General features: G+C 66.6%; 19 protein-coding genes. 11 read left to right on the top strand and 8 right to left on the bottom strand.

Going from position 1 to position 19,163, the window contains the following annotated elements; all coding sequences use genetic code 11:
• Positions 1-90 precede the first annotated feature (90 nt).
• From EH209_RS09575 to EH209_RS09585, 3 genes are all read left to right on the top strand, one after another.
• On the top strand, positions 91-1,110 hold the full coding sequence (locus EH209_RS09575) for a phosphoribosylaminoimidazolesuccinocarboxamide synthase (protein WP_126662701.1): 1,020 nt from the start codon (positions 91-93) through the stop codon (positions 1,108-1,110).
• 137 nt (positions 1,111-1,247) lie between these two features.
• Positions 1,248-1,460 carry a hypothetical protein gene (locus tag EH209_RS09580; RefSeq protein ID WP_008896024.1) on the top strand — a complete coding sequence of 71 codons (213 nt, stop codon included), beginning with the start codon at positions 1,248-1,250 and terminating at the stop codon, positions 1,458-1,460.
• Between the two features lie 123 nt (positions 1,461-1,583).
• A complete protein-coding gene (locus EH209_RS09585; protein ID WP_126662702.1) occupies positions 1,584-1,850 on the top strand; it encodes a MoaD/ThiS family protein in 267 nt (88 codons plus the stop codon).
• Positions 1,851-2,085: 235 nt separating this feature from the next.
• On the opposite strand, the gene EH209_RS09590 is transcribed toward EH209_RS09585, so the two are convergent.
• Entirely contained in the window at positions 2,086-3,402 is a 1,317-nt protein-coding gene (locus tag EH209_RS09590; RefSeq protein ID WP_126662703.1) for an acetamidase/formamidase family protein, read from the bottom strand.
• Between the two features lie 165 nt (positions 3,403-3,567).
• Between EH209_RS09590 and EH209_RS09595 the strand changes: the two genes are divergently transcribed.
• Entirely contained in the window at positions 3,568-3,897 is a 330-nt protein-coding gene (locus EH209_RS09595) for a DUF2267 domain-containing protein (RefSeq protein ID WP_126662704.1), read from the top strand.
• Between the two features lie 106 nt (positions 3,898-4,003).
• Positions 4,004-4,162 carry a DUF7576 family protein gene (locus EH209_RS23990; RefSeq protein ID WP_164722027.1) on the top strand — a complete coding sequence of 53 codons (159 nt, stop codon included), beginning with the start codon at positions 4,004-4,006 and terminating at the stop codon, positions 4,160-4,162.
• 87 nt (positions 4,163-4,249) lie between these two features.
• Here the strand turns inward: EH209_RS23990 and EH209_RS09600 are convergent, their stop codons facing one another.
• Positions 4,250-5,200, bottom strand: a complete 951-nt coding sequence (locus tag EH209_RS09600) for a formyltetrahydrofolate deformylase (RefSeq protein WP_126662705.1) — start codon at positions 5,198-5,200, stop codon at positions 4,250-4,252.
• A gap of 189 nt (positions 5,201-5,389) precedes the next feature.
• Between EH209_RS09600 and EH209_RS09605 the strand changes: the two genes are divergently transcribed.
• On the top strand, positions 5,390-6,682 hold the full coding sequence (locus tag EH209_RS09605) for an NAD(P)/FAD-dependent oxidoreductase (RefSeq protein ID WP_126662706.1): 1,293 nt from the start codon (positions 5,390-5,392) through the stop codon (positions 6,680-6,682).
• A 298-nt stretch (positions 6,683-6,980) separates the two neighbouring features.
• Here EH209_RS09605 and EH209_RS09615 read toward each other — a convergent pair whose 3' ends face one another.
• Positions 6,981-7,226: a DUF7511 domain-containing protein gene (locus EH209_RS09615; protein WP_126662708.1), complete on the bottom strand. Its 246-nt coding sequence runs from the start codon at positions 7,224-7,226 to the stop codon at positions 6,981-6,983.
• 5 nt (positions 7,227-7,231) lie between these two features.
• Positions 7,232-8,533: a GTP-binding protein gene (locus tag EH209_RS09620; RefSeq protein WP_126662709.1), complete on the bottom strand. Its 1,302-nt coding sequence runs from the start codon at positions 8,531-8,533 to the stop codon at positions 7,232-7,234.
• A gap of 172 nt (positions 8,534-8,705) precedes the next feature.
• On the opposite strand from EH209_RS09620, the gene EH209_RS09625 reads away from it, so the two are divergent.
• The 5 genes from EH209_RS09625 to EH209_RS09645 all read left to right on the top strand — a co-directional run bounded on the left by EH209_RS09625 (position 8,706) and on the right by EH209_RS09645 (position 16,156).
• Complete coding sequence (locus tag EH209_RS09625) at positions 8,706-10,433, top strand: nucleoside recognition domain-containing protein (RefSeq protein WP_126662710.1); 1,728 nt, start codon at positions 8,706-8,708, stop codon at positions 10,431-10,433.
• A 143-nt stretch (positions 10,434-10,576) separates the two neighbouring features.
• The gene (locus tag EH209_RS09630; protein WP_126663566.1) at positions 10,577-11,830 is read left to right on the top strand and encodes an FAD/NAD(P)-binding protein; all 1,254 of its coding nucleotides are present in this window, start codon (positions 10,577-10,579) and stop codon (positions 11,828-11,830) included.
• A gap of 78 nt (positions 11,831-11,908) precedes the next feature.
• Entirely contained in the window at positions 11,909-12,160 is a 252-nt protein-coding gene (purS, locus tag EH209_RS09635; RefSeq protein ID WP_012941873.1) for a phosphoribosylformylglycinamidine synthase subunit PurS, read from the top strand.
• Positions 12,161-12,853 carry a phosphoribosylformylglycinamidine synthase I gene (gene purQ / locus EH209_RS09640; RefSeq protein WP_126662711.1) on the top strand — a complete coding sequence of 231 codons (693 nt, stop codon included), beginning with the start codon at positions 12,161-12,163 and terminating at the stop codon, positions 12,851-12,853.
• 144 nt (positions 12,854-12,997) lie between these two features.
• Complete coding sequence (locus EH209_RS09645) at positions 12,998-16,156, top strand: PAS domain S-box protein (RefSeq protein ID WP_126662712.1); 3,159 nt, start codon at positions 12,998-13,000, stop codon at positions 16,154-16,156.
• A gap of 445 nt (positions 16,157-16,601) precedes the next feature.
• Here EH209_RS09645 and EH209_RS09650 read toward each other — a convergent pair whose 3' ends face one another.
• The 4 genes from EH209_RS09650 to EH209_RS09665 all read right to left on the bottom strand — a co-directional run bounded on the left by EH209_RS09650 (position 16,602) and on the right by EH209_RS09665 (position 19,129).
• Positions 16,602-17,699: an archaeosine biosynthesis radical SAM protein RaSEA gene (locus tag EH209_RS09650; protein ID WP_126662713.1), complete on the bottom strand. Its 1,098-nt coding sequence runs from the start codon at positions 17,697-17,699 to the stop codon at positions 16,602-16,604.
• Between the two features lie 87 nt (positions 17,700-17,786).
• Positions 17,787-18,044: a HalOD1 output domain-containing protein gene (locus EH209_RS09655; RefSeq protein WP_126662714.1), complete on the bottom strand. Its 258-nt coding sequence runs from the start codon at positions 18,042-18,044 to the stop codon at positions 17,787-17,789.
• Positions 18,045-18,151: 107 nt separating this feature from the next.
• Positions 18,152-18,820, bottom strand: coding sequence for a helix-turn-helix domain-containing protein (locus EH209_RS09660; RefSeq protein ID WP_126662715.1), 669 nt, complete (start codon positions 18,818-18,820; stop codon positions 18,152-18,154).
• A gap of 120 nt (positions 18,821-18,940) precedes the next feature.
• A complete protein-coding gene (locus EH209_RS09665) occupies positions 18,941-19,129 on the bottom strand; it encodes an HVO_0649 family zinc finger protein (protein WP_008896042.1) in 189 nt (62 codons plus the stop codon).
• Between the last annotated feature and the right edge of the window lie 34 nt (positions 19,130-19,163).

The raw sequence follows: 19,163 nt of genomic DNA on the forward strand, positions 1-19,163 counted from the left end.
GCGGCGGACACGTCCTGAGGTGTCGCGTATGACTACTCTCACAGCGAAGCTGTTCGAACGTCACGCTCGCCACCATCGGAGGTGTCTCACGTGACGAGCGTCAAGGAGTTCCGGATCGAGGAGGAAGCGACCGACGAGGAACTCGGCGCGGGGTCGTTTGTCTTCACCGACGCCTACTCCGTCTTCGACTGGGGCCAGATGCCCGATCGCATCCCCGACAAGGGCGCCAGCCTCTGTACGATGGGCGCCTTTAACTTCGAACTGCTCGAGTCAGAGGGCGTTCCGACCCACTACCGCGGAGTCGTCGAATCGGGCGAGGTCGTCCCGCTCGAGGAGACCTCGAGCCCACCCTGGGAGATGGCCATCGACCTCACGCAGGTCCCCGATCTCCCCCACGAGGGCCGGAGCTACGACTACGACAGCTACCACGACGCCGCGGGATCGAACTACCTCGTCCCGCTTGAGATCGTTTTCCGGAACCGCGTCCCCGTCGGCTCGAGCCTGCGCCGCCGGACCGAGCCCGCGGACCACGGCCTCGCGTTCGACGAGTGGCCAGACGAGGCCGTCGACCTCGAGGAGCCGATCGTCGAGTTCACGACGAAGTACGAGGAGAGCGACCGCCAACTCGACCGCGCCGAGGCCGACGAGATCGCCGGCCGGGCCGATATCGAGGAGCTCGAGTCCCTCGCCCGCGAGGTCAACCGGATCGTCACCGAGCAGGCTGAATCGGCCGGACTGACCCACGAGGACGGCAAGATCGAGTGTCTCTACTACGACGGCGAGATCCGCGTGGGCGACGTCGTCGGCACGTTCGACGAGAACCGCTTCAGCTACGAGGGTACCCAGCTCTCGAAGGAGGTCCTCCGGCAGTACCACAAGCGTACCCAGCCCGACTGGGTCGAGGCCGTCGACGCCGCCAAGGCCGAGGCCAAACGGACCGACGTCGCCGACTGGAAGTCCCTGTGCGACGAGGAGCCCGAACCGCTCGACGACGGCGTCATCGAGACCGCCCGCGACCTCTACTGCGCCGGCGCGAACGCGTACACCGGTCGGGAACTGTTCGACGCGCCGCCGCTCTCGAGCGCGATCGGCGCGGTCAGGCGGCTCTGAGTCGTCGTCGTTCGGCGGCCGTCGATTCGATTGCGACTCGGTACTCTCTCGACTACGTCCCTCGATATCGTTTCACATTCGCCGGACGACAGAGCAACCCTCATATGCCGGGACGAGTAACCTCCGATTGTCCGTCAATGAGCCTCGCTACCAGCGGTATCGTCGCAAGTATCGTCCCGTCCGGACTGACCGGTAGTATCGCGACCGTCGCGACCGGGATGCTAGCCGTCTTCGTGCTCGCGATCGTCGCCTTCGCCGTCGCATCGATCGTCTCCTCGTCGTGGACCGGCCAGTCGACCGCGACGTCGTCGACGCCCGCCGCCAGCGGCGCCGAACCCGGCGACGACTGATTTTCCAGCCGTCACCCGTTCTGTTTCTTCGACTCGAGTCGGATCCCTCGTCCGCCAGCCGTTCGCAATTCTCGAGCGGACGCGGCGGAAGCGGCTTTGTCGGTTCGCGTCCATCGTCGAACCATGGAGATCACGGTGTACGGTCCGGTGCGGAGCGCGACCGGCGCGAAGACGGTTTCGCTCGAGTTCGACGGCGGGACCGTCGCCGACGCCGTCGCGGCGTTCGTCGACGCCTACCCGCGGGCGGAACCGCACCTCTACACTGACGGCGACGAACTGCGCTCGAGCGTCAGGGTGACGGTCGACGGCGAGCGTGCTACGATGGAGGATCGGGTTCCGACGGACGCGTCGCTGACGCTGATGCCCGCGGTACAGGGCGGTTCTCGGTAGTCAATCGCGCAGGTTCGATAGAGCCCGGCCGCCTCGTGTGCTTGACTACCGTGAGCGGAAACGAGCGTTTCCTCGCGTGGCAACGAAGAGAGCCACTCCCTCCCCAACCGATTCGTTCGGTCACTTCGTTCCTTCACTCATCCCTCGCGCGATATCGAATCGGGGTTCGTCGTTGACTCACCCCGTTCAGCACGCGCCATCGTGGGATGACTGGCGAGTCGATTTGTCGTCGTCACTACAGCCCGTACTGATCGCGCACCAGGTGGGACATCCCGCGGTCCTCGAGCACGTCCATCGGCGCGAGCATGTCCAGTTGGACGACGCCCGGCAGACGTCCGATCTGGACGCCGCCGGTGAACGTACACCGCGAGCGGACCTCGCCCTCGCTCATGTCCAGCAGTTTCGTGGCGCGGTCGAAGGCGTTCTGCGTGGCGTCGTTGACCGTCGCGCCGGAGCCGATCACCTGGATCGGGCCCATGTCGTCCTCGATATCGACGCCGTGTTCGGTGCCGAGTTCACGACCCGCCTCGCGTTCGTCCTCGCTGTAGGGTTTGCTGATAAAGGGCAGGTCCTCCTCCGGTGGGAGCAGGACGGGCCCGTCTAACTCGAGGTCCTCGATGACTTCCACGTCCATCGTGACGTTCCCGCTCACGTCGGTCGTGTGCAGGGAGAGTTCGCCGTCGCCCTGATTCGCGTGGAGGTCGCCGACGTAGACCCCGGCGCCGTCGATCTTGACGGGACAGATCAGAGTCGCGCCCGGGCGCACTTGGGGGATATCCATGTGACCGTCCGTACGGGCCTCGAGTTCCTCCTCGCTCTCGACGCCGTAGTCGTGTTCGGCGCCGATGAGGTACTGGCCGAAGTCGCCCGCGTTGTGCGAGTCGGGCATCGTGATCGACGGCGTCGTCCCGACATTCCCGATGAACGGCCGCAAGCGACCCAGCGTGCCGGGCATCTCGCCGGGCTCGTACAGCAGGATGGGATGTTGGCGGGAGTTCTCGGGGATGTCCATCACTTCGTCGGCGTTCTCGGCGAGTTCGTGGGCGGCGTCCTCGTCGAGCGTGATCCCGACGCTGTGGTCGTCGTCGAAGGCGACGGTGTAGCCGTACTCGAAGCCGAAGGAGGAGGCGTTCGCGCCGCACTCGGCGCACTTGATCGCCTCCTCGCCGGTGCCCTCGACGACCGTCTCCGGCCACTCGGTGCCACACTCCGGACAGCGGTGGTCGACGAATGGGTCGTCGTAGAAGGCGTCCTCGCGTTCGGCCATCGACCCCGTGCTCGTCGCCATGCTCGTCACCTTGACGTCCCGGATGTGCAAGGCGACGGCGTCGCCGACTTCGGCGCCCTCGACGCGGATCGGTCGCGTGACCTCGTGGCCGCCCCGGAACTCGGGTGTCACCATGGGTCCCCAGCAGCCCGGCGGCGTGTACGTCTCGATCGTCCCCCCGTCCGCGACGGTCCCCGCCCACTCCTGATCGGGTCCGACGAGGCCGAGCGTGTACTGGTCGACGGACAGTTCCTCTCGGACTTCTCGCTCGTCTTGTTGTGACATACCATACAAAACTACGACGGAGACCGCGATAAGCCTACTGTCGCCGGAAGCGGCATTTCGGACCCGTTACTCCTTGATTTTGATAGTCTCGGCCCACGCTCGCAATCCATGGCGGGACCACATCACTAGCGGTCGGGGTGACCAAAATGGACGAATTCGACGTTCGTGAGCGCCGCCGCGACGCTCGGCGAGACGCTGACCGGCGGCGAGGCCGAGGACGTCGCCGCCCAGTTGCCCGACGAACTGGCGTGGGTCCTCGAGGACGCCGACCACGACGGCGCCGGCTATGACCGCGGGGCGTTCGTCGACCGCGTCGGCGAACATCTCCGCGACATCGACGTCGAACCCGACGACGCCGAGCAGTTCGCCGAGGCGGTCACCGACGCCGTCGCCGCCGCGCTCACGGGCGGCGAGGTCCGGGATCTCATGTCCCAGCTCGATGACGACCTCCACCCGCTGTTCGAGGACGTGACGGTCCATCCCGACCAGCTCTGAGCGGTATTTTCGCCGTTAGATGGCTTCAACGGACGGATCTATCGGCCGGTGGCCGTATCAGCCGCGATAGGTGCGTTCAAGTGGGTCTTGTCCCTTCAGTCACCTAATGGCTGATTCGACGGACGAGGACTCACAGGAGTGTCGAGTGTGTGGCGACACCGTTGCATCGTCTGCTAACCACCGCGTCGTGACCGCCGTCGAGGACGGCGAGACGGTCTACGAACACTTCTGTAGCGACGACTGCCTCGAGATCTGGGAGTCGTAGCTCGCGGACTCGAGAACGAAACCTGAATCGGACTGCGGACGGATGGGGGTGGGGAACGTCCCGTCGACTTCCACCCGATCCGACTCGCTACTGTTCCTTCGCGACGACGTCGCCGATGCCGTCGACCGGTCGGTCCGGCGTGACCTCGTCGATCTCCTCGGGGAGGCCGAGCTGGTACTCGCTCCCGTTCTCCCGGACCGAGGTCCGGCCGCGGTGGACCGAGACGTCGCCGTTGAGGTGGAGTTTCACCGCCTCGAGCAAGGCGTCGGCTTCGAGGGGCTGGCCGCGGCGTTTCATCTCGTCCAGATCGGCGTCGTCGGGGACGTCGAACGCGCGCTGGGTGATGATCGGCCCCTGGTCTAAGTCGGTCGTCACGTAGTGGGCGGTGACGCCCGCGACACGAACGCCCCCCTCGAGCGCCTGCCGGTACGCTTCGGCCCCGGGGAACGCGGGCAGCAGCGAGGGATGGACGTTGATGATGCGATCCTCGTAGCGGAAGACCACGTTAGGAGAGAGGATGCGCATGTACCGCGCGAGCACGATTAGGTCGACGTCGTACTCGGCGAGCACGTCGAGCAGTTCGTCCTCGTTTTGCTGGCCCTTCTCGTCGCCGATGTCGTGGAAGGGGACGTCGTAGTGTTCCGCGAGCGGCTGGAGGTCGTCGTGGTTGCCGATGACGACCCCGATGTCGGCGCCGAGTTCGTCGTTGGCCCACGCCTCGAAGATCGCCTCGAGACAGTGGCTCTCTTTCGTGCCGAGAACGGCGATCTGCTGGGTCTCGCGGTCGGCGGGGAATCGGACCTGAACGTCGAGTCCAAGGTCGTCGCCAAGTTCGTGGAGGTCCTCGCGGAGCGTCTCCTCGGTACAGACCATCTCGGAGGTGTCGACGGCTATATACATCCGGAAAACGCCGTCGCGAACCGCCTGATCGAGGTCCTCGATGTTGACTCCGCGCTCGAACAGGAGGCTGGTCACGTTGGCGACCAGTCCCGTATCGTCGTCTCCGATCACGGTGATTTCGGTAATGTCGGTCGTCATCGGGACCACCTCCGCTCGAGCGAAATTGGATTCATCACTACGTGCTTCAGTCTACCTGTCGCCAAAAGTCCTGCTTTCCGTGGATGTGTCTGAGAACGACTGCATAATATATTGCCCATCATAGTTGTGGCTAGTTAGCAGAATATGAACCAATATTATTAACACCGTGGCGGCGAGTACTAGGCTCGCATGACGTTACCAGGAACGCTCGACGTCGCGATCGTTGGTGCCGGCCCCGCGGGGATCGGTACCGCAGTCGCGCTCGAGTCCCTCGAGATTGAGTACGCCGTCCTCGAGCGCGATTGCATCGGTTCGTCGTTCCGACAGTGGCCCGACGAGATGCGACTGCTGACGCCGTCGTTTCCCGCCACGGCCTTCGGCACCCGCGATCTGAACGCGATCACGCCCGACACCTCGCCGGCACTGGCGCTGGACCGCGAGCATCCGACCGGCGAGCAGTACGCCGACTACCTCGAGGCCGTCGCCGCGTTTCACGAGGTGCCCGTCTACGGCGACGTCGACGTCGACCGCGTCGTCCCCGGTGACGCTACGGAAACTGAACCGGGCGAGACGGACGTCGAGACCGACGGTTTCTCCCTCCAGACCAGCGCTGGCCCGCTCGAGGCCGACTACGTCGTCTGGGCCGCGGGCGAGTACCAGTATCCGGCGGACGGCTCGTTTCCGGGCGCGGAGCACTCGGTCCACGTCTCGACGGTGGACTCGTGGGTGGCCTACGCCGACCGGTGGTCGCCGGACGGCGCCGAGACGGCCTTCGACCGCGAATCTTCGGACGCCGACGCAGAGCCGTCCGCACGCGTCGCGGCCGACGGCGCCGGCTCGACCGGCCCCGTCACGGACGACGTCGTGATCGTCGGCGGCGCCGAGAGCGGCATCGACGCGGCGCTCGGTCTCGCCGATGCCGGCTGCTCGGTCGCCGTGCTCGACGCCGACGGCCCGTGGCAGTACCGCAGTCCCGACCCCAGCGAGGTGCTCTCGCCGCGGACGAGCGAGCGACTCGAGCGAGCGCTGATCGAGGGACGCCCGATCGATCTCGTTACCGACGCGCGCGTTGCGAGTATCGAGTGCGTGCAGGCGGGCCCGGTACGCGCCGACGACGGCTACGTCCTCCGGACGACCGACGGTGATCGATTCCGCTCGCGGGCGCCGCCGCTGCTCGCCACCGGGTTCGAGGGGAGTCTCGCCGTCGTCGACGACCTGTTCGCGTTCGACGGCGACGCGCCAGCGTTGACCGACCGCGACGAGTCGACCGAGACGCCGGGGCTCTTCCTGGTCGGCCCGCAGGTCGCCCACGATGGGCAGCAGTTCTGCTTCATCTACAAGTTCCGCCAGCGCTTCGCCGTCGTCGCCGAGACGATCGCCGACCGACTCGGCGTCGATACCGACCCGCTCGAGGCCTACCGGGAACGAGGGATGTTCCTCGACGACCTCGAGTGCTGCGAGCCGGCGTACTGCGACTGCTGAGGCGCGACCGGACCGGAACCCTCTCGACGGCGTTCAGTCACGCGTCCACGTTCGAGACAATGACTCGAGTGAACGTATTCGGGGAGTTCGTCGGTCTCGTCGACCAAACCGTCACAGACGGCACCGGTATTGTGATCGAGCGCGACGCGCTGGGTGACGCTGGCCGCGGACTGGACCGACTCGTCGCAGTTCGAACTCGAGCGACCGTCGGACGTGATTCCGGCCCACGTCCGCGGGTAGTTACGCAGGTCGTGGCCGGAGTTTCTCGGGTATCGGTCGAATCGATCGGCACGATCGGTCACCGCGCATCGTCTCGAGAGACGAATGCTGCACCGATCGCGCGAACCCACGTCTCTTCGAAGTCGCCCGTCGTCACGTCCGAGTAGATCGTACAGACGTCCGGGCGGTCGTCGTTGCGCTCGACGTAGGCCTTGTAACACGGCGAGAGTTCGCTGTCCGCCGGTTGCGAGTCCGGCGACGCGGCTTCTTCGGCGAGCGTCTCGACGTCGATATCGGCGTCGGTGTCGGAATCTCGTTCGGTCACGGTAGTCAATCCGCGATCCCGAGTTCCGTCGCGTGATCGCGATCCTCGTCGGCGTCGTCCGTCTCCTCGTCGTCCGTCTCCTCGTCGTCCTCGAGTTCCTCTTCGAGCGGCTCGAACCGCGGGAATCGATCCCCGAGCGTTTCGGGGTCGGCTTCGAGATCGGCGTCGGTCGCCAGACACGACTTCAGGTCGCTGCGCAGCGACTCGCGGTCCATCTCGGTGCCGATCAGGACCAGCCGGACGTTCCGGTCGCCCCATCGGTCGTGCCAGACCGCCTCGAGTTCGGCGTCTTCGGTGAGGTGCTCGCGGCGTTCGTCTTCGGGAAGCGCGGCGACCCACGTCCCGCCGGGACCGACGCGAACCGACTGACCGGCGACGTTGAGTGTGAACGCCTCGTCGCGGCGGGTGGCGATCCAGAAGTGGCCCTTCACGCGGACGACGGTGTCGGGGAACTCGTCGAGCAGGTCGGCGAACCGTTCGGGGTGAAACGGGCGGCGCGCCTCGAAGACGAACGAAGAGACGCCGTGTTCCTCCTCGGCCGACTCGTGGGGCTCCTGAAGTTCCCGAACCCAGCCCGCAGATCGCCTGGCCGCCTCGAAGTCGAACCGATCAGTGTCGACGACGTCGTCGGGATCAACTCGACCGTGTTCGGTACGGACGATCTCGGCGCGGGGCTGGAGCACCTCGAGCGTCGCTTCGATCTCCGCGAGCGTCTCCTCCTCGACGAGGTCGCACTTGTTCACCAGGAGGACGTCGCAGAACTCGACCTGTTCGACGACGAGATCCCCGAGGTGTTTCTCGGTGCCGTCGTCGTCGAGCAGTTCGTCGGATTTCATCGCCGTCCGGAACTGGTGGGCGTCGACGACCGTAACGGTCGTATCGAGGTGACAGCCCTCGAGCGGTTCGATTCCGGTTTCCGCGTAGAACTCGGTGGGGTCGAGATCGGCCTGATCGAAGCCGAGCGTCAGGGTCTGAGCAACGGGTAGCGGCTCCGCAACGCCGGTCGATTCGACGACGATCCCGTCGAACTCCCGATCCGACGCGGTGAGTTCGCCGACGGCGTCGAGCAAGTCGCCCCGCAGTTCACAGCAGATGCAACCGTTCGAGAGTTCTATCAGTTCCTCGTCCTCGTCGGCGATGTCCGAGGACTCGGCGACGAGTTCGGCGTCGATATTGACCTCGCCCATGTCGTTAACGAGGACGGCGAGGTCGCGGTCAGTCTCTCGCAGCACGTGGTTGAGCGTCGTCGTCTTCCCAGCGCCGAGGACGCCGGAGAGCACCGTGACGGGAATCGAGCTATCGGGCATTCTGTTAACAATATGAACTCAATCATAATAGTAGTTATTATCTGACAAAGAAAAATTATTAAAACGGTGGCGCCATAGCCAACTCGAGCATGCGAACGTCATCGCTGTGGCCGACACAGAGGGGATCGTCCGCTGACCGAACCGCGCGACGCGACAGGGTGATCGGCGCCGAATGACCGACGCGGAACCTGCTCGGCGCTACTCGGAGCCCAACCGTGCCGTCTTGATCGGCAAGGAGAGCGTCGGGAAGTCCGCCCTCGCGGCGGGACTCACCGGCGCGGCGCCGGCCGCCGAGAACGTCGACGGCGCGACGGTCTCGAACGAGGTCTACCGGGGCGGCGACCTCGAGGTGATCGACACGCCCGGGATCACTCTCGAGGCGGACACCGAGACGACCCGCGAGGCGCTGGCTGCGCTCGAGGGTGCCGAAACGGTCGTCCTCGTCGTTCCGGCGTCGGCCATCGCCCGTGACCTCGGCGACCTCTTGCCGCTCGTCCGGGGTCGGACCGGTGCGGTGATTGTCACTCATTGGGACCGCGTCGAGGCGATCGACGAGACCGAGCGACGTCGCGCTGTCGCCGACCTCGAATCGGACCTCGGCGTTCCCGTCGTCCCGGTCGACGCGCGCTCCCTCGAGCGCGATCGGGTCGCGGCGGACGGCGGTCCCCGAGGCGGAACCACCGGCACGGACGGCGACCGTTCGATGACCCCGGCCGACGGCCGTGCGGTTCGCGCCGCGCTGGCCCACGCGGCTGAGTTGCCCGGCGACACCGCAGTGGAAATCGACTGGGATCTCGAGCCGCCCGAACGCGTTTTCGACCGGCCGTATCTCGGTCCCGTGGCGAGCGCGCTCGTTCTTCTGCTTCCCGCAGTCGTCGCCGTCTGGTTCGCCAACGCCGTCGCGGCCGAGCTGGATCCGCGCGTCGGCGCCGCCCTCGAGCCCGCCGTTCGCTGGACGACGTCGCTTCCCGGACCGCTCGCGGCCGTGCTCGGCGGCGACTACGGCCTGCTCGCGATGGGGCCGTTCCTGTTCGTCTGGGCGCTGCCGACGATGCTGATCTTCGCGCTGTTCACGGGCGCGTACGCGGCGAGCGGGCTGACGATGCGCGTGACGACGGCGCTGCATCCGATCGTGCGCCGCGTCGGACTCACCGGCCGGGATCTCGTCCGGGTCGTGATGGGCTTCGGCTGTAACGTCCCCGCGGTCACGAGCACGCGGGCTTGTTCGGACTGCACCCGCTGTACGACGATCTCGGCCGTCTCCTTCGGCGCGGCCTGCTCCTACCAGTTCCCCGCCACGCTGGCGGTGTTCGCCGCCGTCGGGATGCCGTGGCTCGTCGGCCCCTACCTCGCCGTTCTCGTCGCGACGACGCTGCTCTACGTCCGCCTGATCGCGCCGCCCGAAGCGCGCACGGCCGCCCTCGCCGTCGACCGACGCACCCGCCTCGAGCGGCCCCGTCCTCGTGCCATCTGGCGAGAGGCCCGCAGTTCGCTCGCGAGCTTCGTCACGACCGCGCTCCCCGTCTTCGCCGCCATCTGCGTCGTCGCCGCGCTGTTCGAGTACGTGGGCGCGCTCGAGCGCCTCGGCGCCGTCCTCGAGCCGGCGATGGCCGCCTTCGCCCTTCCAGCCGAGGCGGCGCTGCCGATCGTCCTCGCGGCGATCCGGAAGGACGGGATCGCACTCCTGACGGCCGAGTCGGCCGCGCTCGAGGCCCTCTCGCCGGTCGAGGTGCTGGTCGCCGTCTACCTCGCCGGCGTCTTGCTGCCCTGTCTCGTCACGGCGATTACGGTCGCCCGCGAGGTTTCGGTGCGGTTCGTCGCCGGGATGCTCGCGCGACAGGCCGCCGCAGCGGTTGGATTTGCGTTCGCTATCGCCTGGACGGGACGGCTCCTGTTCTGATCGCAGTCGTCCGGTTTCGACGGTCGCTCGAGAACCAGTTGCTCGGGTATCAGCGGCGGGCGGTTCTATGAATATTGGATGTCTCGATAGCATTTATTAATAATACGAAGAACTAAAGTAATAATATGGCGTATCGCGGTTCGATGTACGACTGTGTCATCGTCGGCGGCGGCGTCCACGGCACCTACTGCTGTCAGCGGCTGCTCGAGGACACCGCCCTCGAGAGCGAGGACCTCTTGCTCGTCGATCCGCACGACCGACTACTCGCGTCGTTTCGTCGGAAGGCGGCGGCCTGCGGGATGGCGGAACTCCGATCGACGTTCGTCCAGCACGTCGGTACCGAGCCGTTCGGTCTGGAGTCGTTCGCCGAGAGCCGCGGCCGCGAGGGCGAACTCCGGCCGACGCCGGGGTATCCGCCGCGGCCGACGCTGTCGCTGTTTCTGGACTTCGCCGACTACGTGATCGAACGCAAGGGACTCGCCGACCGCCACCGGCGGGCCGCCGTCGAGTCGATTCGCCGTTCGGCCGCAGGCGACGGCTCGCTGGTCCTCGAGACGGCCGCGGGCGACGAAGACGAAACCGGAATCGAGAACAGAACCGGCGACTCGAGCGGAGGGCAAATCCGAACGCGGACCTGCGTGCTGGCGATCGGTCACGGCGGTCGCTACCGGTATCCGCCGTGGGCCGACGGCGTTGACGCGATCACGCACGTCTGGGACGGGTTCGCTCCCGAGCGCCGCGCCGAGGAGACGGTCGTCGTCGGCGGCGGGATCACCGCGGTCCAGCTCGCGACCGCGCTGGCCGAGCGCGAGCGGGTGACGCTGTGTCCGCGCGACGGCTTCGAGGAAGCGACGATCGAGGCCGATCCGCGCTGGATCAACTGGAACCACATCGAAAAACACCTCCATCGCCACCCGCCCGGATCGCGAGCGCGCGCCGAGACGGTCAGCGAGGCGCGCAACGACGGCACCGTTCCGCCGCGACTGCTCGAGCACCTCGAGCGGGACGACGACGGCGACCTCTCCGTCCGTCGTAGCGACGTCCGCTCCGCCCGCGAGATCGACGATCGCGTTCGGCTGCTGCTCGAGAACGGCGGCTGTTGCTCGGCCGAGCGTGCCGTTCTGGCGACGGGGTTCGCTCCCGTCTTCGAGCACCCGTTCGTCGACCGCGTCGCCGCGTCGCTCGACCTCGAGCGCGGCTACCGCGGGATGCCGATACTCGACGACGAGACGCTGGCCTGGCGCGACGCGACCGGGTCGGAGACGCCGCTGTTCGTTATGGGCGCGCTCGCGGCGGGAACCGTCGGTCCGCTGGCGGGCAACGTCGCCGGCGCGCGGCGCGCGGCCGACCGGATCGTACGCGCGATCGAGGCGCGTCGACCGACCGTTCCGGCCTGACGCGAGCGGGTATCCACAAACGTGTATTACGAATCCGAGTCGAAAGCGTTTTTGAGCACGGATACGGGGATTCAGGTAATGACCGCCTACACCGCGACGGTGACCGTTCGGCTCAAACACGGCGTCCTCGATCCCGAGGCCGAGACGACCCAGCAGGCCTTAGAGCGACTGGGCTTCGACCTCGAGGACCTGCGTTCGGCGGATCGCTTCGAGGTCGATCTCGAGGCCGAATCGGCCGAGAGCGCCCGCGAACGCGCGGACGAGATGGCAGAGCGACTGCTGGCGAACCCGACCATCCACGACTACGACGTGGAGGTCGACGAGCGGTAGATGACGGTTTCGATCATCCGATTCGGCGGCTCGAACTGCGACCGAGACGCCGAGCGAGCCCTCGAGCACCTCGAGATCGACGCCGAGATCGTCTGGCACGAGGACGGCCTGCCCGCGGACACCTCGGGGATCGTCCTGCCTGGCGGGTTCTCCTACGGGGACTACCTGCGCGCGGGAGCGATGGCCGCGCGCTCGCCGATCATGGCCGAGGTCCGCGAGGCCGCGGCCGAGGGCACGCCCGTCCTCGGCGTCTGTAACGGCGCCCAGATCGGCTGCGAGTCGGGGCTCACCGAGGGCGCCTTTACCACCAACGAGAGCGCCCGCTTCCAGTGCGAACACGTCTACCTGCGCGTCGAGCGCGACGACACGCCGTGGACGGCGGCCTACGACGAGGGCGACGTCATCGAAATCCCCATCGCCCACGGCGAGGGCCGCTACGAGATCGACGACGACCGCCTCGACGAACTCGAGGACGAGGATCGGATCCTCTTTCGCTACTGCGACGAGAACGGCGAGACCGGGCCGGACGTGAATCCGAACGGCTCGAAACACAACGTCGCGGGCGTCCTCGGCGAGAGCGAGGCCGTCGCCGTGTTGATGCCCCACCCCGAGCGGGCGACGCTGCCCGACGTCGGTCCGACCGACGGACAGGGGATCCTCCGCGGCTTCGAACTGGCCGAGACGGAAGCGTAGACGTCCGCTGGCTCGTCTTCTCGTTTTTGCGACCGTCCCCGCAGAACCGCCGATCGCGTCACGACTCAATTCGTGAGTCGAGTCAAACAGTAATGACATGGCAGTTCGTTGAAGTCGGTGTATCCAACTGGAGGGGACGAGCGCATGGGATCTGAAACGGGGGTCGTCTACGTCTGCCCCGCTGCCGACGGGACCGTCCGGGAACTGCGCGAACGCGTCGGTCGAGTCGCGGCCGGCGACAGCGTCGCGGACCTGACAGCCGCTTGCTCGAGTGCCGACTGCGCCGTCGTCGGCGACGGGTCGCCCGACGCCGATCCGGTCGAGTGTTGTCGCCGACTCCGGACCCGGTGGCCCGATCTTCCGGTAATCGTCTTTCCGGCCGACGGCAGCGAGTCGCTGGCCGGCGCGGTCGTCGCCGCCGGCGCCGACGGCTACGTTCCCCGCGCCGACGGCGTCGACGCGCTCGCGAGCCGCATCGACGCCCTCCTCGCGGACGACGGAATCGAGGCGCCGCCCGCCGACTCCTCCGGATCCGATTCGGCGACCGCGCTCTCGAGTCAACTCGAGTCGTTGATCGACCAATCGCCGTTCGCCATGATCGAGTGGTCCCTCGAGTTCGACGTCGTGAGCTGGAATCCGGCGGCGACGGAGCTATTCGGCTACGCGGCGTCAGAGGCCCGCGGTCGGTCCGCGACCGAACTGATCGTTCCCGCCGACATTCGAGACGAGATCCGCGAGCACTGGGAGCGCCTACTCGACGGGGAGTTCGACGGGAACTCCACGTGGCGGACCGACGAGAACGTTCGCAAGGACGGAACGACGATCACCTGCGAGTGGGTCAACACGCCGTTGACCGACGCCGACGGTGCGGTCGTCAGCGTCCTCTCGTTCGTTCGGGACGTCACCGCCGAACGCAAGCGCGCGAACGCCCTCGAGGCGCTTCAGAAGACGACCCGCGAACTGATGCGCGCCGAGTCGCCCGACGAGATCGCCGCGATCGTGACCGACGCGACCGAACACGTTATCGACCGTCCGCTCGCCGCGGTCCGAATCTACGACGCGGACCGCGGGACGCTCGAACTCGCGGCGGTCAGCGAGTCCCTCGACGCGATCACGAGCGACATCTCCTCGATCGCACCGGACGAGGGAGTGCTCTGGAAAACCTACGCGGAGGGCGATCCGTCCGTCATCGAGGACGTCAGGTCCGAGCAACTCCCCTACGATCTCAGGATCGACGTCGGGAACGCCGTCGTCCACCCGCTCGGTGACCACGGGTTGCTGACGGTGGCGTCGGCGGACGACGCCGACCTCGATACCGCGGAGATCCACCTCGTTCACGTCCTCGCCGCGACGGCCGAGGTCGCGCTCGACCGAGCGACCCGGCAGCGCGAACTCGAGCGGACCCAGACGATCGTCGAGACGGTCGGCGACTGCGTCTATCAGCTCGACACCGAGGGCCGGTTCGTCGCCGTCAACGACACGATGGCGAATATGTGTAACTACGGTCGCGACGAACTCGTCGGTGAGCACATCTCGACGGTCCTCACCGACGAGAGCGTCGAGCGCGGATGGCGCCGCGTTCGCCGCCTCCTCTCGGACGACCGACGCGTTGCGACCTACGAGGTGACGCTGGTGGGGCGCGACGGCGAGCGCACACCGGCCGAGGTCAACACGGCCCTGTTGCGCTCGGACGGCGAAATCGCGGGCTCGGTCGGCATCATTCGCGATATCAGCGAGCGCAAGCGGATGGAACGGGAACTGGTCGAACGGAAGGCGAAGATCGAGCGCCTCCACGAGGTCGCCTCCCGCCTCGAGAACTGCCGGACCCGACGGGAGATTTACGACTGCACCGTCGAGGCGGCCGAAGACGTCCTGAACTTCGACGTCTGCGTCGTCAAGCGCCTCGAGGGCGATCACCTCGTCACGGCGGCCCTCTCTTCGAAACTCGATGCCGAGTTCGACCGGCGGATGGGAATTGACGAGGGGATCGCCGGCAAGACGTATCGAACGGGGGAGACATACCGGATCGACGACCTCCGGACGGCGCCCGACGCCGCGCCGGTCGACGGCACGCTGCGCTCCGTGCTGTCCGTCCCGATCGGCAAACGGGGCGTGTTTCAGACGGTCTCGACGGCGGTCGGCTCGTTCAGTCGGGAGGACGAGGAGCTGGCGGAGCTCCTGTTGTCACACGTCACCGACGCGCTCGATCGACTCGCGTTCGAGGAGCAGTTGCGGGCGGAACGCGACCGGTTCGCGGCGCTGTTCGAGAACGTCCCCGACGCCGTCGTCAGCGCGCGCCAGACCGCCGGCGACGCAATCGTCGAGGCGGTCAATCCGGCGTTCGAACGGACGTTCGGCTACGAGGAGTCGGCGGTCGTCGGTCGGTCCCTCGATCAGATCATCGTACCCGCGAACAGGAGCGCGGAGGCGGAAGCGCTCACCCGCCGCGGCGGCGACGGCGAGACCGTCGAGACCGAGGTCAAGCGGCGGACCGACGACGGGCTGCGCGATTTCATGATGCGGATCGTTCCCGTCGACCGTGGCGAGTCGACCGACCACACGTTCGGCCTCTACACCGATATAACCGACCAGAAACAGCGCCAGAAGCGCGTCGAAATTCTAAACCGCGTCCTGCGCCACGACATGCGAAACGGCATGAACATCATCGACGGCTGCGCCGAGATGCTCGCCGACGCCGTCGGCGACGACGCTATCGAGTACGCGACGACCATTCAGCAGCGGGCCGGCGAACTCGTCTCGCTCGCCGAGAAGACCCGCACCGTCGAGCGCGTTCTGGAGCGCGAGCCGACGACGACGGGCCCGACCGACGTCGCCCGGACGATCGCGGCAACCGTCGATCGCCTCGAGGCCGAGTACCCCGCTGTCACCGTCTCCTGTTCGGTTCCCGACCGGCTGTTCGTCCGGATCGACGCCTCGCTCGAGACCATCCTCTACCAAGTGCTCGAGAATGCCGTCGAACACCACGACGGGGCGGCGCCGACGATCGAGGTCTCGGTCTGCCACCGGAGCGACGACGGGATGCTCTCGCTGTCGGTCGCCGACGACGGTCCCGGAATGCCCGACGAGGAGCGGGAACTGCTCCAGGGCGACCGGGAGATCACGCAACTGCGCCACGCCAGCGGGCTCGGTCTCTGGCTCGTCAACCTCGTCGTCACGCAGGCCGGCGGCCAGCTGTCCTTCGACGCGAACGAGCCGCGGGGGACCGTCGTCACGCTCGAGATTCCGCGCGCCGACACGGAATCGGTGCGACCGACCGGCGATGAGGCGGCTACCGGCGACTGAACACCGAACTTTTTCCGCCTCGTGTTCGCTCGCGCTCACGGCTTCGCCGTTCGCATTGGCGCGGTTCTCGCTCACTCCGTTCGCTCCGAACCGCGCGACGCTCACTCACCGCTCGTTCTGCTCACGGGCGCGAAGCGCCCTCTGCTTACGGCCTCGGGCCGTTCGCATGGTATGCGAGATCAGAGGTCTCGCACTATTCGCACGGCTCGCGGGACCGCTGGTCGCGCGCTGGCGCAAAAACGCCCTCAGAAATCTTCGATTTCTGATGAGCCCGCGAGAGCTCTGCTCTCGCGGACTTCGATGAAAAAGGCCGACAGTTCGGCCGTTAGCCTCGCCGTCGGTCAACCGCTCGCTTCGCGAACGGATGCTATACCTGTTCGGAGGGGACGTTCGGCCCTCGACTGAGCGGAGACTCGAGTCCGTTCCGCGCTCGAGACGATCGTCGCTACCGCGTCAGCGGCTGGTTGAAACTGCGATCGCGCTCCATGACGGTCTCCCAGGTCAGTTCGCACTCGCAGGAGACCTGCTCGAACACGGAGGGATCCTGCCGGAGGTCGAAGTCCTTGATCGCCTTCTGGACGAGGTCGTCACACTCCGTGCAGTTGTGCGGGCCGCGATCGGAGCCGTGGCCGACCGGATCGGAGACGACGATGGCGTCGGTGTCGGCGGTCTCCTCGAGGACGTGGGCGACCGACCAGAGCCACGGCGGGCGGTAGCCGTCGTTGAAGTAGAGCTCGTCGACCATCGTGTAGCGCTGGACGTTACAGGGGTTCATTGAGACGGTGTGACAGCCCTCGACGTCGGCGCAGCGCTCGATCGAGGAGATCATGTCCTCGACGGCCTCGGACTCGGTGAGGAACGGCGGCTTCATCAGGAGGTAGGCCTTGATGCCGGCCTCGGCGTCGTCGGCCTCGGTGTCCGCCGTCGCGGCCTCGGTACAGGCGTCCTCGAAGTCCGCGAAGTCGAAGTACTTGTTCACGCAGTCGTGGCGGACGCGGTCGGTCGCCGTCTCGAGGCCGATCGCGATGTCCGTGTCGATCCCGTGCCCGGTGAAGTCGCCGATTTTCTCCCGGTCGACGAAGTCAGGCAGGGACTCGAGGACGATCCGGTCGCGGTCGGCGAACGTCTCGGCGATGGCGCGGCGGGTCTCGGCGCCGACCTCGCGCTCGTCGAGGAAGGAGCCGGAGGTGTAGATCTTGATGAGCTCGGCCGGCTCGTCAGCATTTTCGTTTTCGTGTTCCAGACAGACGTCGATCTGGTCCATCAGGGCCCCGTGGGAGACGCTGCCGCCGTCGACGCTCTCCGCGACGTAGCCGCACATCGTACAGCCGCCGGCGCGGGCCCACCGGCAGCCCCCCGTGTTCAGAATGATCGTCAGGCTCCGCTTGACGCCGCCGGGAGTGTTGTCCTCGTCGAGCCAGACGCGGGTGGGCTCGTGGGGATCGTAGCTGGCCTCCTTGCGCGAGCGGATCTCGCGCATAACCTGATTGTGGGCGTCCATGCCCTTGCCCTGCTCGTAGACATCGGGGCTCGGTTTGCTCATTACGAGGGGCAAGCAGTCCGGCGCGTAAAGCGCCTTCGTCTGGGGTGGGTCGTGACGGCGTTCGCACCGACCGGTTTCGGGACGTCGTTAGGACTCGACGACGATATCGCCGTCCGCGTCGACGCGGACGTCGTAACCGTAGTACGTGAACTGTACCGCCCCCGTGGTCTGCGGGCCGTCGGTGCTCGAGGACTGAAAGAGGGAATCCAGCGCGTCGGGATCGACGGCGTCGTACAGCGGCGGCAACGATAGCGGATCCGTTCCGTCCAGCGCGGCGACTCGTTCGATGATCGCTAGGCTCGGCTGTCCCTCCGAAACCGATGTGACGCTGCTTGGTTCATGCATTACCAGACTAGCACGCATCGACGGCTTCGAACCTATCGTCGTACTCTTCTCCCCTTCATATGGGGGAACGTATCTTCGGCGGACGATCGCGGTGCCGGCGATCGGTTTCAACCGTCGAACAGGTGTCGAAACACTTTGGCCATAATCCGCCGCAGATGTGTCGACAGCGTCGACTGCGAGATTCCGAGTTCGTCGGCGACGGCCGCCGCGCTGGCACCCTCCGGTTCGTAGTATCCCATCCGGGCCGCGGTCCGAGCGACCTCCCGCTGGCGGTCGGTAAGGGGGACCTCGGCGTCGTCGTCGTAGATGGACTGCGCTTTCGGTCCGGTGCTGTACAGTTTCACGAGGTCCCAGCGAATGCCCTCCTCGCGACAAAACTGCCAGTAGTCGCCGAGGCGCTCCCGATCGGGGGCGTGTAGTCGCAGGTGCCAGCCGCGGTCGGTGTTCCGAATAGAGAGCACTCGCAGCCCGAGATCGGCGATCTCCGGGGTCGTGAACTTTGCGGCCGAACTGAGGTAGATCTGATACGCGCGACGGTCCGAGAACTCCATCGTCACGTCCCAGTCGTCGACCGTGTGATCGTCCTCGAGGGCAGATTCGAACGCCGGAAAACTGCAGTTCGAAACCGAATAGAACATGATCGGCCCGGCCCGATCGGACGACCGTAACGGTTGTGACTCCGCGGTCAGGTCCACGTCCTCGAGCGTTCGGATCGTCGGTGTCAGCGGGAGATCCGCGTGGGAGATGTTCATCTCGGCGACGAAGCTTCGCGTCATCGGTCTTGCCTCGTTGTATCGGGCGCGGGACGGGAACGTGCCGGGCCGTCGCGTCGAGACGCGGCGATGACACTCGGGTTCCCGAAGCAGCCTCCGGCTGGCCGTCCGTCGGCGACCGTCCTAGCCGAGTCGCATCTCCCGGGTTTCGATCGCGTCACAGGCCGGACAGACGAACTGGTAGGTGACGCGGCTCCCGGTCGTCCGGACGCGCCAGCCCCCTTCCGTGTCCACATAGCCACACGCCGGACATTTAGGGTCAGAATCGAACTTCGCCTTGAGTTGTTCGAAGGGTGACCGATAGGTAGACATGTGTTTATCTATGCCGTGGCAACACATAACAACC

The sequence above is a fragment of the Haloterrigena salifodinae genome (assembly GCF_003977755.1).
Taxonomy (GTDB): Archaea; Halobacteriota; Halobacteria; order Halobacteriales; family Natrialbaceae; genus Haloterrigena; species Haloterrigena salifodinae.

What these genes read in the sequence shown, in the direction of transcription:
- EH209_RS09580 (WP_008896024.1), top strand. Translation starts at nt 1,248, where the DNA reads ATGAGCCTCGCTACCAGCGGTATCGTCGCAAGTATCGTCCCGTCCGGA.
- EH209_RS09600 (WP_126662705.1), bottom strand. Translation starts at nt 5,200, where the DNA reads ATGACGACCGACATTACCGAAATCACCGTGATCGGAGACGACGATACG.
- EH209_RS09630 (WP_126663566.1), top strand. Translation starts at nt 10,577, where the DNA reads ATGTACGACTGTGTCATCGTCGGCGGCGGCGTCCACGGCACCTACTGC.
- EH209_RS09605 (WP_126662706.1), top strand. Translation starts at nt 5,390, where the DNA reads ATGACGTTACCAGGAACGCTCGACGTCGCGATCGTTGGTGCCGGCCCC.
- purQ (WP_126662711.1), top strand. Translation starts at nt 12,161, where the DNA reads ATGACGGTTTCGATCATCCGATTCGGCGGCTCGAACTGCGACCGAGAC.
- EH209_RS09645 (WP_126662712.1), top strand. Translation starts at nt 12,998, where the DNA reads ATGGGATCTGAAACGGGGGTCGTCTACGTCTGCCCCGCTGCCGACGGG.
- EH209_RS09620 (WP_126662709.1), bottom strand. Translation starts at nt 8,533, where the DNA reads ATGCCCGATAGCTCGATTCCCGTCACGGTGCTCTCCGGCGTCCTCGGC.
- EH209_RS09625 (WP_126662710.1), top strand. Translation starts at nt 8,706, where the DNA reads ATGACCGACGCGGAACCTGCTCGGCGCTACTCGGAGCCCAACCGTGCC.
- EH209_RS09585 (WP_126662702.1), top strand. Translation starts at nt 1,584, where the DNA reads ATGGAGATCACGGTGTACGGTCCGGTGCGGAGCGCGACCGGCGCGAAG.
- EH209_RS09650 (WP_126662713.1), bottom strand. Translation starts at nt 17,699, where the DNA reads ATGAGCAAACCGAGCCCCGATGTCTACGAGCAGGGCAAGGGCATGGAC.
- EH209_RS23990 (WP_164722027.1), top strand. Translation starts at nt 4,004, where the DNA reads ATGGCTGATTCGACGGACGAGGACTCACAGGAGTGTCGAGTGTGTGGC.
- EH209_RS09655 (WP_126662714.1), bottom strand. Translation starts at nt 18,044, where the DNA reads ATGCATGAACCAAGCAGCGTCACATCGGTTTCGGAGGGACAGCCGAGC.
- EH209_RS09665 (WP_008896042.1), bottom strand. Translation starts at nt 19,129, where the DNA reads ATGTCTACCTATCGGTCACCCTTCGAACAACTCAAGGCGAAGTTCGAT.
- EH209_RS09660 (WP_126662715.1), bottom strand. Translation starts at nt 18,820, where the DNA reads ATGACGCGAAGCTTCGTCGCCGAGATGAACATCTCCCACGCGGATCTC.
- EH209_RS09590 (WP_126662703.1), bottom strand. Translation starts at nt 3,402, where the DNA reads ATGTCACAACAAGACGAGCGAGAAGTCCGAGAGGAACTGTCCGTCGAC.
- purS (WP_012941873.1), top strand. Translation starts at nt 11,909, where the DNA reads ATGACCGCCTACACCGCGACGGTGACCGTTCGGCTCAAACACGGCGTC.